We start from the raw sequence: 14,644 nt of genomic DNA on the forward strand, positions 1-14,644 counted from the left end.
CGCACGCGAACTCTGGAGCGGCGATTATGGACTCATCCGTCACCGCGAGCACCCCGCACGCTGCAGCTTACGGCGATAACGCCTTCCGGCTGCAGGCGCTGACGGACAGTCGGCTCCTGCGCCACATGAACCCGGCCGAGATCGAAGCCCTGGTGCCGAGGGTCGAAATCCTGTCGGTGCGGCGCGGCGCGCGGCTGGTCCAGCGCCACGATCCGGGCGGCGCGGTCTACATCGTGATCAGCGGCCTGCTGCTGGTGAACCAGTACGCACGCTCGGGCCGCGAGGTCGGCTATCGCCGCCTGCAGCCGGGCTCCTACTTCGGCGAGATCGCCGCAATCGACCGCCTGCCGCGCTCGGCCAACGTCACCGCCCTGACCGAATCCATCGTCGGCCGCCTGCCCGAGCCGCTGGTCGCCGAACTGATGGCCGGCGCGCCCAACTTCACCCGCGCGGTGCTGGAGGACCTGGCGGCCATGGTCCGGGCGCTGAGCAGCCGGGTGTTCGAGCTGAACGCCGTCTCCGCCCCCTGCCGCGTGCAGATGGAACTGGTGCGCCTGGCCACCGAGGCCGGCATCGAGGAGAATCAGGCGGTGCTGACCAAGGCGCCCACCCACGCCGAGATCGCCGTCCTCGCCGGCGCCCAGCGCGAGGCCGTGACCCGCGAGCTGAACCGCCTGGAGACCCGCCGGCTGATCGCCAAGCAGGGCCGCACCCTGACCATCCTCAACGTCGACGGCCTGGTCGAGGAGATCGAGCGCCTGGGCGGCGACGAGCCGGAGCTTTAGCTCCCGGCGCCCTCCTGGAGCGCCCGCGTCACGCCGTTGGTCCAGCCGAAGCCGTCCTGCAGCGGGTACTCCCCGCCCCCGCCGGCCTTGGCCTCCTCGACGTCGTACTTCTCCAGCATCTTGCCGCTGGCCCGGTACTCGCGCTCGACCGTGGCCAGCCAGCGATCCGAGATGTCCGACGCCAGGGCCGTCTCGCCGTAGCGACGCAGGCCGGCGACGGCCACCCATTGCAAGGGCGCCCAGCCGTTGGGCGTATCCCACTGCTGGCCGGTGCGGCGGGTGGTGGTGCGCAGACCGCCCGAGGCCAGCAGTTGGGCTCGCGTCGCGGTCGCCACCGCCTTGGCCTGGTCGGGAGAAGCGGCCCCGACGAACAGCGGGTAGAGGGAGGCGGCGCTGAGGGCGTCGATCCGCTCGCCGCCGGTCCAGAGATAATCGAGATAGACCCCGCGCGAGGCGTCCCACAGCACGACGTCCATGGCCGCCTTGCGGGCCTTGGCCCGGCCGTCGAACTCGGCGACGCAAGGCGCGTCGGCGATGCGGGCGCAGCCGGCCGAGATCGCCGTCTCCAGGCCGTACATCAGGCTGTTGAGGTCGACGGGGACGATCGCCGTCGTGCGGATGGTCTTCAGATGTTCGCCGTCGGCCATCCAGCGCGAGGAGAAGTCCCAGCCGCTCTCGGCCCCGGCCCGCAGGTCGCGGAAGACGTCGCCGGGCGGACGTCCGGTGGCCAGCGAGGCTTCGCGGGCGGTCTCCAGATCCTCACGGTAGGACTCGTCGCGCGGCGTGACGCGGTCGTCGTAGTAGCGGTTCAGCACCGCCCCGCCGGGCAAGGCGACGACGCGGCGATACGCCTTGCCCGGCGCCACGCTCTTCTCGCCATCCATCCAGAAGGCGTGCTCGCGTCGCATCAGGTCGACGCGGGCCTTGACCACCGCCGGGTCGGTCGCCTCGGACAGGCCGACCATGGCGTAGAAGAACGGCGGCTGCGAGCGGCTGAGATAGTAGGTCCGGGCACCGTTGGGGATGTGGCCGTAGGCGTCGATCAGCCCGCCGAAGTCGTCGATCATGCTCTCGACCAGATCGCCACGCCCATCCAGCTTCAGACCCAGCATCGTGAAGTAGCTGTCCCAGTAGTAGATCTCGCGGAAGCGCCCGCCGGGCACGACGAAGGGCTTGGCCATCGCCAGGGCCGAGCCTCCGGCCACGGGCTTGACCGGCTCGCGGGTCAGGTGCGGCCACAGGGCGGCGACGTGGGCTTTCAGCGTCGTACGCTCGGCGCTGGGCGCGGGCGTTGCGCCGGCCTCGGGCACGACGAAGTTGGCCCGCACGAAGCGCTTCAGCTCGGCGTCGGTGAAGCGGGCATGGGCGCGGTAGGCCTTCAGGATGGCGGCCGGGTCGCGCCTGGGCGCAGCGTCGACGAAGGTCTTGCCGTCCGGGAACAGCCGCCGCGTCTGCACCTGGTGGAAAAGCTCCTGATAGGTGTCGGCTGGCGTCGGAACCTCCGCCGCCGGGGTCTGCGCCAAGGCCAAGGGCGTCAGCGCCGTCCAGGCCGCTGCGGAGACGACGGCGAGCAGGCGGGCGCGGATCATCGGGGCCTCATCGAAGAAAAAGGACGCATCGGACAAAAAGAACGCGGGCCGGCAGGGAGGAAAGCCGGCCCGCGCGCAGGAACCGTTGCAGGACAGAGCCCGCGAGATCGTCAGAAGTTGTAGCCGACGCTCAGGCGCACCGACCGCCCGAGGATCGGCCGGGCGTTGGCGCCGCTGGTCGAGCGCGGATCGCCCTCGGTCAGGCCGTGGCTGTCGGTGAGGTTGTCGCCGGCGATCTGGACGTCGAAGGCGCCCACCCGGAAGATCGCGCCGAGATCGAGCTTCTCGTAGCCCTTCAGCACCTGGGTGTTGGCGTTGTCGGCGTAGCGGTCGTCGACGGCGCTGAGCGTGCCGTAGAAGGTGGCGTCCACCGTGCCGAGCGCCACGTCCCAGCTGGGGGTGAAGCGAACCTGCCAGTCCGGCTGGCGCTGAGCGCTGTTGCCGGCGTTGGCGGGGATCGACGACTGCTTGATCTCGGTTTTCTGGAAGGTGCCGTTCAGGGCCAGCGACAGGCCGAAGTCCGATTTCCAGCGGCCGTCCAGCTCGATGCCGTGCGCCTTGTTGGTGTTGCTTTCCTGAATGCCGCCGACGTCGGCGAACTTGGCGCCCTTGAACTCGTTGGCGAAGCCGGTGGCGTAGAGCTCGAACGGCCCGCTGCGCAGCTTGTAGCCCAGCTCGTACTGGTCGACCTTCAGGGTGTCGGTCAGGTTTTCGCGGAAGTTGTCGAAGCTGGGGAACTTGTAGCCCCGCGAATAGCGCACGAAGACGCCCGAGACGTCGTTCAGATCGTAGTTGGCGCCGGCCGTGTAGGACGTCTTGCTGTGGCTGTAGTCGGTGGTGCGGATGGCCAGGCCGTCGGGATAGCCATTGCCGTCGTCGACGACATAGTCGGTCTTGAAGCGCTCGCGGCGCACCCCGAGATCGATGCGCAGCTTCTCGGTGGCTTGCCAGGAGTCCGCCAGGTAGAGCGCGTCCACCCGCCCGTCGCCGGCCGAAACGAGGCCGTAGTTCCAACACCCCGATCCGCTGCCGGCGGTGGCCAGGTTGGCGCAGGTGATCCCCGTCGCCAGGTAGTCGCCGTTGGCCTTGACCTGCATCGGCCGGAAGTTGCCGATCGTCCAGAAGTCGTCCGACGAGAAGCTGGAGGCGTAGTAGCCGGCCGAAAGCTCGTGCGTTCCGAAGCTCTTGGAGACGCTGAAGTCGTTGGTCAGCGCCTCGATCTCCTTCTCGACGATCCAGGCGCCCCAGTTCTGCACGTAGTCGCTGGAGCCGAGGGTCGCGCCGCCGCGCGTGGTCACGGCCGAGCCGGTCACCGCAGCGACCGAGGCCGCCGTCACCGCCCCGCCGTCCGGCACCAGGCCGTAGGTGTTGGCGTCGCCCTTGGTGAAGCTGAAGCGGTCGCGCACCGTCCAGCCGTCGCCGAACTCGTGCTCGAAGCTGCCGCCGACCACATAGCCCTTCCAGCCCCGGCCGTCGGCCAGGTCGAACTGCCGGGTCGTGCCGTCGGCGTTCACCTGCAGGGTCTGATGGCGAGAAAGCTCGCCGATCTGGGTGTAGGTCCCCTTGTCGACGCCGGGCACGTTGATGGCGAACGGCAGGTACCAGGCGCCGTGGTCGTCGGTGGCGCGGGCGTAGAGGTTGATCTTGCCGTTCTCCAGCTTCCTGGTGAGGTTCACCGTGAACTGCTGGCCCTTCTCGCTGTCGAACTGGGTGTCGCGCACGCCGGGCGAGCGGGTGACGTAGCCGCCGACCATGAAGAACAGGTCGTCGGCCAGCTTGCCGCTGACCACGCCGTCGACGCGGCGCAGGCCGTAGTCGGAGGTCGAGGCCTTGATCAGGCCCTTGGTGTCCTCGCCGCCTTCCTTGAGCATGAAGTTGGTGGTCAGGCCCGGCTGGCCGTTGGAGAAGATCGGGTTGGGACCGCCGCGCAGGGCCTCCATCCGCGAGATGGTCTCGTCGACGCGGAAGATCGACGAGTTCTCCAGGAACGACAGGGTCGACGGCGGATAGATCGGCGCGCCCTGCAGCTGGATGGTCAGGAACTCGGCGTCGCCGGTGGCGGGGAAGCCGCGCACGAAGACGTTGGCGCCGGCCACGCCGCCCGAGGTCTCGACCCAGACGCCGGGCACCAGGGCCAGCAGCTCGGCGCTCGACTTGGGCGAGGCCTTGGTGATGTCGGCGGCGTTGACGGTGCTGACCGCGAAGCTGGCCGACAGCTTGTCGATGCCGGCGCCGCCGGGGGTGCCGACGACGATCACCTCTTCAACTTCGGACGGCGCCTCGGGCGGTGTGGCCTGCGGCTCGGCGGCGACGGCCGGCGAGGCCTGGGCCGTGGCGCTGGCGGCCACCAGCAGGCTGCGGCCGCGGATGGCGTAGACGCCGCTGGCGGTGGGCTGGGCCACCATGTCGGAGCCGGCCAGCAGGCGCTTCAGACCCTCTTCGGTCGAATAGCTGCCCTTCAGGCCGGCGCTGCGCTTGCCGCGCAGCTGGGTCTCGTCGAAGGCCAGCTGCTGGCCCGACGTACGACCAAAGGCCCGCAGGGCGCCGCCCAGGTCCTGGGCCGGAATGTCGAAGCTGTAGGTCGCGCGCGCCTGGGCGTAGCCGGCGGTCGGCGCGGTCAGGGCCGCCAGGACGGCGGCGGTAGCGGTGGCGCCCCAGACGAGGCGGCGGTCGAAGCTCTTGCGCATCACTTCCCTCCCTCGCGCCGATCATTGTTCTTTGGCGGCGCTTTGGTGAGTGAGACGCCTCAGTCTGCGGAAGACTCACCAGCGCCGCTGATCTTTTTTTGCCCGCGGTCGTTTTGTCCCCGGTCGATCCGCAGCACCGTCTCGCCCGGCGAAGGCTCGGCGCGCACCGGCAGCACGGCCGTGACGCCGTCGACGAAGGCCCGCGTGTCGCCCGAGGTGAAGACGCCGCTGATCTTCAGCCGGCCCACGGCCGGATCGGCGATCCGCAGCTTTTCGCGGGCGTAGCGGTTCACCCGCTCGACGGCGAGATCCATCGGCTCGTCCTGGAACACCAGCTGGCCATTCTCCCACGAAGCGGCGCGCGACGGGTCGGTGGGCGAGACCACCGTGGTGTCGGAGGTCGTCGAGGCGACCAGTTCGTGGTCGGGGGTCAGCAGCCGCTCGGCCGGCGCGCCGTCGACCTTGACCGTGGGCGGCGGACGGCCCCGCTCCCCCTCCCCGTCCAGCACCGCCACGTGCCCCTCGTAGAGCACCACGCGCATCTGGCCGGGCAGCTTCTCGACGCTGAACGTCGTGCCGGTGGCGACCACCAGCTTGCCGTCGGCGGCCACCGAGAACGGCCGCAACGGATCCTTGGCCACCGAGAACTTGGCGCGGCCCTCGTCCAGCCACAGCCGCCGCCGGCCGCCGTCGTAGCGCACGCGCAGCACGGTGGCGGCGTCCAGCGAGGCGCGCGAGCCGTCGGGCAGCTCGACGATGCGCCGCTCGCCCTCGGTGGTGCGGTAGACGTCGGGCAGGCTGGCGCGCCAGGCGACGCCCCCGCCGGCCAGGGCCGCGACGAAGCAGGCGGCCAGCGCCCCGCCGATCACCGCGCGGCGACCAGGCTTGCGCGACCAGCGGCTGCGCTGGGCCCGGCGCAGGTCTTCCAGGGCCTCGCCGCGCAGGGCGACCATGCCGGGGCTCATCGCCTGGTCGTCGACCGCGCGCCAGGCCGACACGGCGTCGTCCAGCAGGGCGCGATGCTCCGGATCGGCGGCGAACCAGGCTTCCAGCTCGGCGTGCTCGGCGCTCGTCAGCTCGCCTTCGGCCAGGCGCACGCACCAGGCGGCGGCGACGTCCAGGGGCTCTTCGTGCGGAGCGCCGATCATGTCGTCGGGACCGTTCATTCGCCGGCCCTCGTGCGACGCGTCAGATGGCCCATGGCCTTGAGGATATGCTTCTGCACGCCGCTGGTGGTCATGCCATAAAGCTCGGCGAGTTCGGCCTGCTTCATGCCCTCCAGCCGGAACAGCAGGAAGATGGCGCGGGTGCGGTCGGGCAGTTCGCGCAGGGCGTCCGACACCTCGCCCAGCCGCTCGCGCCCCATCAGCACCCGGGCGGGGTCCAGCGGCTCCAGGTCGATCGGCTCTGCGCGGACCGCGGCGGTGTAGCTCGACCGCACCCGCTCGCGCCGCGCCCGGTCGCGCAGCAGGTTGGCGGCCATCTGAAAGATGTAGGCGTCGGCGTTGTCCATGGTCCGGCCGGCTTCAGTGAGGGCCAGCTTGGCGAACAGCTCCTGGGTCATGTCCTCGGCGTCGCTGTGGCTGGCGGCGCGACGCATGAAGAACGCCATCAGCGCGGGCCGATAGCGCCGATCGAGGCTTCCCAGGTCATGTTCGCTTTTCGGCCGCACGGTCCGTCTCGACAAGGTTTCCCGCAGTGCATGACGCACATCCTCGCCCGAGGCACACCGAACAACGACGATTTTTCTTTCGGGCGCCGTCAGAGCGCGTGCGTGACGCGCTTGAGCCAGGTGCGCAGCGGCGTCTCCACCCAGCGCCAGGCCGCCCATGAGGCCGCCGGCAGCACGAAGAAAGCCAGCACGCAGAACCACAGCGGCAGGTCGCGCTTCCAGCCGTTCGGATAGATCGAGATCATCACGTACCAGAACGCCCAGTGCAGGGCGTAGAGCGGGTACGACACCCCGCCCAGCCGCTCGCACCAGCGCGCCAGCCGGCCGCCGGGGTCATAGGCGCCCAGCAGCACCAGGACCGGGAAAAGCAGGGTGGCGCAGGCGAAGTCGTAGAGGCCGTTGGCGACGCGCGTCGGCCAGACCGGCAGGACCAGCACGGTCAGCAGCAGCACCGCCGGAACCCAGGCCTTGCGGGCCGCGAAACTTCCCCGATGCCGCCAGCACAGCCAGCCGATGGCGAAGGGGAACGAGGCGCGCAGCACGCCCAGGCCGAAGGTCGCCTGGTCCCAGCCGGTCTGCAGCCCGCCCATGCCGACGGCGACGAACAGCAGGGCCGCGCCCGACAGCAGCACGAACATGATGATCGCCATGTCCGGCGCGCGGCGCAGCGGGAACCATGCCAGGCTCACCAGCACCTCCAGGCACAGCGACCAGGCCAGCGGGTTGAACGGAAACAGCGACGGGAAGGTCCCCGCCTCCATCGGCGCGAACTTGGGGATCAGCAGCAGGCCCTTGAGGACGTCGACCACGGTCTCGAGGTTCGGCCGGCCCGTCAGCAGCGCGCCGGCCACGGTGGCGATGAACAGCATCGGCCAGACCCGCACCCAGCGGGCGACCAGATAGGGCCAGAACCCGATCCGCCGCCGCTCGAAGGCGTGAGCCAGCACGAAACCGCTGAGGCAGAAGAAGAAATCCACGGCCAGGTAGCCATGGCCGAACTGGCCCCGCCGGCCCGACCAGTCGGCGATGTGGTAGAGCAGCACGCCCAGCGCCGCGACGCCGCGCAGCCCGTCCAGCGCGGTGAACCGTCCTTCGTCCTTGGTCGTCGCAAGCGTCACCAAGTGGTGGTGTCACGATGCGGGGCGGTGGGGCAAGCCCTTACCCCAGCCGCTTGATCGCCGCCTTCAGCGGCTTGCCCGCCTCGAAGTAGTCCGCCCAGGCCGTGCTCCTGGCGATCAGGTCCGGCGCGGTGCGGATCGTGAAGCGCGAGGGATCCAGCCCCGCCTTCACCTGCGTCCAGTTCAGCGGCATCGACACCGTCGCCCCCGGCCGCGCCCGGGCCGACAGCGGGGCCACCGCCGTGCTGGTGCGGTCGTTGCGCAGGTAGTCGAGGAAGATCTTCCCGGCCCGGGCCTTCTTGCTCATGGTGATCAGGTAGCGGTCGGGGTCGTCGGCGGCCAGGCGGGCGCAGACCTCGCGGGCGAAGGCCTTGGCCTGGTCCCAGGCAACCTTGTCCGACAGCGGCGTGACCACGTGCAGCCCCTTGCCGCCGGTGGTCTTGCAGAAGCTGACGAGCCCCAGTTCCTCCAGCCGGTCGCGCATCTCCCGCGCCGCCTCGATCACCGCCTCGAACCCGACATCCGGCGCTGGATCGAGGTCGAAGACCAGGCGGCCTGCGACCTCCGGATCGCCCGGCTGGCAGTTCCACGGATGGATCTCGACGGCGGCGATCTGGGCGGCGGCGACCAGGGCCTCGACGCGGTCGAACCTGATGTAGGGCTGGCGGTCGCCCGAAACCGTGACCGTCTCGATCAGTGACGACATCCCCCGCATGGCGTGGCGCTGGAAGAAGGTCTCGCCGTCGATGCCGTCGGGCACCCGGATCACCGAGGCCGGCCGTTCCTGGATGTGCGGCAGCATCCACTCCCCGACCGCGGCGTAGTAGCGGGCCAGATCGAGCTTCGTGCCCGGCTCGCCGTCGCCGGCGTCGGGCCACAGGGGCTTGTCGGGCTTGGAGATCGGCACACCCAGCACGACGCTTTCGCCCTTGGAGGCAGCGGCCTTGGCGGCTTTCGGCGTCGGTTCGGCCAGTTCGGCCTTGGCGGCCGGCACGACGTCGGCCTCGACCTCGGCGGCGGGCTTGTCCTCGCGCAGCCCCTTGAAGGCGGCCTGGCGGATCGCGCCCTCGCCCGTGAAGCCGGCATATTCGATCTCAGCCACCAACTCCGGCTTCACCCAGTGGATATTAGCGGCCTTCCTGGGCGCGCCCTCGCCTTCGAACGGCGAGCGGTCGGTCTCCAGCGCCTTCAGCTTCGGAAGTAGTTTGGCGACCTTGTCCTTGCCGAAGCCCGTGCCGATGCGGCCGACATGGACCAGCCTGCCGCCCCGCATCACCCCGGCGATCAGCGAGCGGAAAGCCGCGCCCGTCGTCGTCCAACCGCCGATCACCACCTCGTACCCGGCCCGGCACTTGGACTTGGTCCAGGTGTCGCTGCGGCCCGAGCGGTAGGCCGCGTCGAGACGCTTGGAGATGATCCCTTCCAACTCCAGCTTGCAGGCCGACAGCAGCACCGCGTCGCCCGCCGTCTCGAAGTGATCGACATAGCGCAGGCGGGGCTCATCCTGCCTCAGCAGGGCCTTCAGTCGCGTCTTGCGCTCGCGCAGGGTCTGGGACCGCAGGTCCTCGCCCTCGCCGAACAACAGGTCGAAGGCGAAGAAGATGATCTGCCCCTCCCCGCCCTCGGCCTCCCTAACCTCAGCCAGGGCCGCCTGCAAGGCCGCGAAGTCGGGCTGGCCGGCCTCGTCCAGCACCACGGCCTCGCCGTCGATCAGGGCGTCGGGCAGGTCGGCGGCGGCCTCGGCGATCCCCGCGAACCGGTCGGTCCAGTCCAGGCCCTTGCGGGTGCGCAAGACCGCCCGGCCGTCCTCGACGCGCAACTGCAGGCGATAGCCGTCGAACTTGATCTCGTGCGCCCAGCCCGCGCCGGCCGGCGGCCGCTCGACCGACTTGCACAGCTGCGGTTCAACGAAGTCGGGCATCGCGGCGGGTTTGGCCTTTGATTTCCCGGCGGCTTTCTTCGGCGCTGCCTTCTTGGGCTCGAAGCTGCGGGTCTCCTCGGCCTCCCTGGCCAGCGCCTCGCGTTCGGCCTTGGTGCGCGATTTCCAGACGGCGTCGGCCTTCGCCTTGGTCTTCAGGATGAAGGGCTTGGGCGATTTGCCCTTTCCAGCGGCGATGTCGGCCATGCTTCGATCGGAAGCGATCGAGCGGTCCTCTTTCAGGAGGGCGTCGCCCTTGCCCGGCCGCGCGGCCTCGTCCTGGTGCTTGATCAGCAGCCAGTTGGCGCGCTTGCCCTTCCCGTCCTTCGCATTGCGATCCCAGTTCATCCGCACCAGCACCCAGCCGCCGTGCAGCCGCTCGCCCTCCAGCACGAACTTCAGCTCGCCCTTCTTCAGGGCCTTGCCGATGTCTTCGAAACCGGGCTCCGGCGCCCAGAAGCCGCGATCCCACAGCTGCACCGTGCCGCCGCCGTACTGGCCCTTGGGGATCGTGCCCTCGAAGTCGCCGTAGTCGAGCGGATGGTCCTCGACCTCGACCGACAGGCGCTTGTCGGCCGGATCCAGCGACGGCCCCTTGGTCACCGCCCACGACTTCAGCACCCCGTCGACTTCGAGCCGGAAGTCGTAGTGCAGCCGCGTGGCGTCGTGCTTCTGGATGACGAATCGCAGGTGCGGCGACGCCGCCACCGCCCGCTCGCCGCTGGGTTCGGCGGTCTTCTGGAAATCGCGCTTGCGGCGATACTCGGCCAGCTGCGGCTGCGTCATTTCCCGTTCCTCCGCTGAAAACAAGAGTCTCCCAGTTCGAGAACGGTTCCCCTCGCCCGTGCGACGTGTTTCAGTGGACCAATTGTCAATGACACCGGTTTCCACTAGAGACAGCGCAGGTCCGATCAACGGACCGGCATTGAGTAATTCGAGGGAGGGTACGCGGCGTGACCGTTTCTGAGGCGCAGAGCGACCTATTCGCACCGGCGTCCATCGCCCCCCAATTCGTCGAAGCCCGCCGCAAGGGCGTTTCGGTTCCCGGCTATCCCGGCGGGGCCCTGCCCCAGACCATGGCCGACGGCTACGCGGTGCAGGACATCGCCATCGATCTGTGGCCGGATGAACTGGTCGGCTGGAAAGTGGGTCTGGTCCCGCCGCAGCACCGCGAGCGTCTGGGCGTCGATCGCCTGGCCGGCTGCATCTTCAAGAACAACGTCTGGGACGCGGCCGCCGAGCCGACCCCGTTTCGCGCCATCGCCGGCGGCTTCACCGCCGTCGAGGCCGAGTTCATCATCCGCCTGTCCAAGGACGCCCCCGAGGGCAAGACCGAGTGGACCGCCGAAGAAGCCGCCGAATACGTCGGCGAGCTGATCCTCGGCGTCGAGATCGCCGGCAGCCCGCTTAAGACCATCAACGAGCTGGGTCCGCCCATCGTGGTCTCCGACTTCGGCAACAACGACGGCCAGATCCTGGGCCCGGTGATCGAAAACTGGCGCGAGCTCGGCTGGGACGCCATGCCGGCCGAGACCTTCATCAACGGCGTCAGCGTCGGCAAGGGCGGCGCGGCCTCGATCCCCGGATCGCCCCTGGCGGCCCTGGCCTTCCTGCTGGGCCACGTCGCCTCGCGCGGTCGCCCGCTTAAGAAGGGCATGATCGTCACCACCGGCGCCAGCACCGGCATTCACGACATCGCGGCCGGCGAAGAATCGACCGTAAGCTTCGGCCCGCTGGGCGAGGTGCGCTGCAAGGCGGTCCCCGCCTGACGGGACCCCGCGTCCCAGGTCGAACAACGAAAACAAAACTAGGGTAAGGAAGACGACGTCGATGGACATCCCCGCGGCTCCCGCGCCATCCGAGAAGATCGGTCGCTATCGCTGGGTGATCGTCAGCCTGCTGTTCGCGGCGATGGTCATCAACTATGTGGACCGGCAGACGATCGGGCTGTTGAAGGCCGATCTCTCCCATGAGTTCGGCTGGAACGAGAAGCACTACGCCGACCTCGTCTTCTACTTCCAGCTGGCCTACGCCGTGGCTTACCTCGCCTGGGGCAAGATCATGGACAAGATCGGGGCCCGCTGGGGCTTCGGCGTGGCCTTCGCCATCTGGCAGATCGCCCACATCGCCCACGCCGCGGCCAAGGGCTTCGGCGGCTTCGTCTTCGCCCGCATGGGCCTGGGCATCGGCGAGGCCGGCGGCTTCCCCGGCGGCATCAAGGCCGTGGCCGAGTGGTTCCCCAAGAAGGAACGCGCCTTCGCCACCGGCATCTTCAACGCCGGCACCAACATCGGCGCCATCGTCACGCCCCTGGTCGTGCCCGGCATCGTGCTGGCCTTCGGCTGGCAGATGGCCTTCATCGTCACCGGCGTGGCGGGGCTGATCTGGCTGCCGATCTGGCTGCTGGTCTATCGCCGTCCGCGCGAGCACAAGAAGCTGGGCGCGGCCGAGCTGGCCCACATCGAGCAGGATCCCGCCGACCCGGTCGAGAAGATCGGCTGGGGCAAGCTGCTGACCAAGCGCGAGACCTGGGCCTACGCCCTGGGCAAGTTCCTGATCGACCCGATCTGGTGGATGTTCCTGTTCTGGCTGCCCGACTTCCTGGGCAAGCGCTATGGCCTAGACCTGAAGACCTTCGGCCCGCCGCTGATCGCCATCTACCTGCTTTCCGACGTCGGCAGCGTGGCCGGCGGCTGGCTGTCGTCCAACCTGATGAAGCGCGGCTGGTCGATCAACCACGCCCGCAAGCTGACCATGCTGATCTGCGCCCTGCTGGCCGTGCCGGTGATGTTCGCCTCGTTCGCCAGCTCGGTCTGGGTCGCGGTGCTGATCATCGGGGTGGCCACCGCCGCCCACCAGGGCTTCTCGGCCAACCTCTACACCCTGCCCTCCGACGTCTTCCCGCGCGGCGCCGTCGGCTCGGTCGTCGGCATCGGCGGCATGCTCGGGGCCCTCGGCGGCATGGTGTTCTCCAAGTACATCGGCCAGGTCCTCGAGACGATCGGCACCTACACCCCGATCTTCATCGTCGCCGGCAGCGCCTATCTCGTCGCCCTGCTCGTCGTGCACCTGCTCGCCCCGAAGATGGAGCCGGTGAAGATCTGATCTTCACGACCTGACTGAAATCGAGCCCCCGGACGCAGCCGCGCCGGGGGCTTTTTTCATGGGGATTTCCGGGCGCTTTTTACTGGCGGCGCCGTGACCTCGCCGCGATCAAGGCCTAAGCTTGAAGCCATGACAACGTTGTCTCAAGCTACCGCCCCGCTCAACGTCGCCCTCGTCGGCTACGGCTATGTCGGCAAGACCTTCCACGCTCCGCTGATTTCCACGACGCCGGGCCTGGTCCTGCACACCGTGGTCTCCAGCGACCCGGCCAAGGTCGCCGCCGACCATCCCGAGGCCAAGGTGGTCGCCAGCCTCGACGAGGCCCTGGCCGACGCCGAGATCGACCTCGTCGTCATCGCCACCCCCAACGAACTGCACGCCCCGCAGGGCCAGGCCGTGCTCGCCGCCGGCAAGCATCTGGTCGTCGACAAGCCGTTCACCGTCACCCTCGACGAGGCCCGCGCCCTGGTCGCCTCGGCCGAGACCGCCGATCGTCTGCTGTCGGTGTTCCACAACCGCCGCTGGGACGCCGACTTTCTCACGTTGAAGGCCTTGATCGCCGGGGGTGCGCTGGGCGAGGTCACGCAGTACGAAAGCCACTTCGACCGCTTCCGCCCGACCGTGCGCGACCGCTGGCGCGAGCGGGCCGGTCCCGGAGCCGGCGCCTGGTTCGACCTGGGTCCGCACCTGCTGGACCAGGCCTTGCAGCTGTTCGGCCAGCCCCTGGCGGTTTCCGCCGACATCGGCGTGCAGCGCGAGGGCGCGGGGGCCGACGACTATTTCCACGTCGTGCTGCGCTATGACGCCCTGCGGGTCATCCTGCACGGCAGCCTGCTGACCGCCGCCGCCGACCTGCGCCTGGCCGTGCACGGCACGAAGGGCAGCTTCATCAAGCAGGGCCTCGACGCCCAGGAAGACGCCCTAAAGCGCGGCCTGACCCCGGCCGACGAGGGCTTCGGCCTCGATCCCCGCCCCGGAACCCTCACCCGCGCCGACGGCGACGTCCTGACGACCGAGGTCGTGCCCGGCGCGCGCGGCGACTACGCGGCCTATTACGCCGGCGTGCGCGATGCGATCCTGACCGGCGCGGCCAATCCCGTGCCGGCCCGCGAGGCCTTGCAGGTGATGGAGCTGCTGGATCTGGCCGCCCGCTCGGCCGCCGAGCGCCGCGAACTGAGCGTCGAGACCGCCTGATGAGCCACCAGGACGACATCGCCCGCATCGCCGCCCAGGAAGCCGCGCTGGTGTTCGAACGCTTCGATCTCGACACCGCCTGGGCCCTGGGCGCGGGCCTGCGCGACGCGGCCCTGGCTCGCAAGGCGCCGCTGGCCATCGATGTGTCGCTGCGGGACCGGGCGCTGTTCCACGCCGCCCTGCCCGGCTCGACCGGCGAAAACGCCGACTGGCTGCGCCGCAAGCGCAACACGGTGCTGCACTTCTCCAGAAGCTCCTACGGCGTGGGCCTTGAGCTGGCCGCCAAGGGCGAGACCCTGGAGGCCAAGCACGGCCTGCCGACCCGCGACTACGCCGCCCACGGCGGCGGCTTTCCGCTGCTGGTGCGGGGCCTGGGCTGCATCGGCGCGGTGACGGTCTCGGGTCTGCCCCAGCGGCAGGACCACGTACTGGTGGTCGAGGCCCTGGCGCTGATGCTGGGCAAGGAGCTGGACGAACTGGCGCTGGGGTAGGCCCCCTTCGGCCCTCCGGGCCACCTCCCCCAGAGGGGGAGGATCTTCTAAGCGCCGCACCACGAAGATGCTCTCCCTCTGGGGG

Annotated in this window: 11 protein-coding genes; 5 read left to right on the forward strand and 6 right to left on the reverse strand. The window is 69.6% G+C overall.

Annotation, left to right across the window (positions count from 1 at the left end; genetic code table 11):
• The first annotated feature begins 26 nt into the window (after nucleotides 1-26).
• Entirely contained in the window at nucleotides 27-785 is a 759-nt protein-coding gene (locus AC07NG_RS07890; protein ID WP_492854648.1) for a Crp/Fnr family transcriptional regulator, read from the forward strand.
• Here the strand turns inward: AC07NG_RS07890 and treF are convergent.
• The 6 genes from treF to ligD form a co-directional block, all read right to left on the reverse strand.
• Nucleotides 782-2,374: an alpha,alpha-trehalase TreF gene (treF, locus tag AC07NG_RS07895; protein ID WP_494593134.1), complete on the reverse strand. Its 1,593-nt coding sequence runs from the start codon at nucleotides 2,372-2,374 to the stop codon at nucleotides 782-784. The genes AC07NG_RS07890 and treF overlap by 4 nt on opposite strands.
• Nucleotides 2,375-2,484: 110 nt before the next feature.
• Complete coding sequence (locus tag AC07NG_RS07900; RefSeq protein ID WP_494593136.1) at nucleotides 2,485-5,061, reverse strand: TonB-dependent receptor; 2,577 nt, start codon at nucleotides 5,059-5,061, stop codon at nucleotides 2,485-2,487.
• A 59-nt stretch (nucleotides 5,062-5,120) separates the two neighbouring features.
• On the reverse strand, nucleotides 5,121-6,227 hold the full coding sequence (locus AC07NG_RS07905; protein ID WP_494593138.1) for a FecR family protein: 1,107 nt from the start codon (nucleotides 6,225-6,227) through the stop codon (nucleotides 5,121-5,123).
• Nucleotides 6,224-6,772 carry an RNA polymerase sigma factor gene (locus tag AC07NG_RS07910; protein ID WP_492854652.1) on the reverse strand — a complete coding sequence of 183 codons (549 nt, stop codon included), beginning with the start codon at nucleotides 6,770-6,772 and terminating at the stop codon, nucleotides 6,224-6,226. The genes AC07NG_RS07905 and AC07NG_RS07910 overlap by 4 nt, the downstream gene beginning before the upstream one ends.
• 50 nt (nucleotides 6,773-6,822) lie before the next feature.
• Entirely contained in the window at nucleotides 6,823-7,851 is a 1,029-nt protein-coding gene (locus tag AC07NG_RS07915) for an acyltransferase family protein (protein WP_494593141.1), read from the reverse strand.
• Nucleotides 7,852-7,891: 40 nt separating this feature from the next.
• The gene (ligD, locus tag AC07NG_RS07920; RefSeq protein WP_494593143.1) at nucleotides 7,892-10,555 is read right to left on the reverse strand and encodes a DNA ligase D; all 2,664 of its coding nucleotides are present in this window, start codon (nucleotides 10,553-10,555) and stop codon (nucleotides 7,892-7,894) included.
• Nucleotides 10,556-10,722: 167 nt separating this feature from the next.
• Here ligD and AC07NG_RS07925 point away from each other — a divergent pair, with 167 nt between their 5' ends.
• The 4 genes from AC07NG_RS07925 to AC07NG_RS07940 all read left to right on the forward strand — a co-directional run bounded on the left by AC07NG_RS07925 (nucleotide 10,723) and on the right by AC07NG_RS07940 (nucleotide 14,559).
• Nucleotides 10,723-11,538, forward strand: a complete 816-nt coding sequence (locus AC07NG_RS07925) for a 2-keto-4-pentenoate hydratase (protein ID WP_487291173.1) — start codon at nucleotides 10,723-10,725, stop codon at nucleotides 11,536-11,538.
• Between the two features lie 61 nt (nucleotides 11,539-11,599).
• Nucleotides 11,600-12,874 (forward strand): MFS transporter, encoded by a 1,275-nt coding sequence (locus tag AC07NG_RS07930; RefSeq protein WP_492854656.1) that lies wholly within the window; start codon nucleotides 11,600-11,602, stop codon nucleotides 12,872-12,874.
• Nucleotides 12,875-13,012: 138 nt separating this feature from the next.
• Nucleotides 13,013-14,068, forward strand: a complete 1,056-nt coding sequence (locus tag AC07NG_RS07935; protein ID WP_494593146.1) for an oxidoreductase — start codon at nucleotides 13,013-13,015, stop codon at nucleotides 14,066-14,068.
• Entirely contained in the window at nucleotides 14,068-14,559 is a 492-nt protein-coding gene (locus AC07NG_RS07940) for a heme-degrading domain-containing protein (RefSeq protein WP_494593147.1), read from the forward strand. Before AC07NG_RS07935 ends, AC07NG_RS07940 begins: the two co-directional genes overlap by 1 nt.
• Nucleotides 14,560-14,644 lie beyond the last annotated feature (85 nt).

The organism is Caulobacter sp. GW821-FHT10C03 (genome assembly GCF_059415485.1).

Excerpts from the sequence above, each read along its gene's own strand:
- AC07NG_RS07890 (WP_492854648.1), top strand. The coding sequence starts at position 27 with ATGGACTCATCCGTCACCGCGAGCACCCCGCACGCTGCAGCTTACGGC.
- treF (WP_494593134.1), bottom strand. The coding sequence starts at position 2,374 with ATGATCCGCGCCCGCCTGCTCGCCGTCGTCTCCGCAGCGGCCTGGACG.
- AC07NG_RS07900 (WP_494593136.1), bottom strand. The coding sequence starts at position 5,061 with ATGCGCAAGAGCTTCGACCGCCGCCTCGTCTGGGGCGCCACCGCTACC.
- AC07NG_RS07905 (WP_494593138.1), bottom strand. The coding sequence starts at position 6,227 with ATGAACGGTCCCGACGACATGATCGGCGCTCCGCACGAAGAGCCCCTG.
- ligD (WP_494593143.1), bottom strand. The coding sequence starts at position 10,555 with ATGACGCAGCCGCAGCTGGCCGAGTATCGCCGCAAGCGCGATTTCCAG.
- AC07NG_RS07930 (WP_492854656.1), top strand. The coding sequence starts at position 11,600 with ATGGACATCCCCGCGGCTCCCGCGCCATCCGAGAAGATCGGTCGCTAT.
- AC07NG_RS07940 (WP_494593147.1), top strand. The coding sequence starts at position 14,068 with ATGAGCCACCAGGACGACATCGCCCGCATCGCCGCCCAGGAAGCCGCG.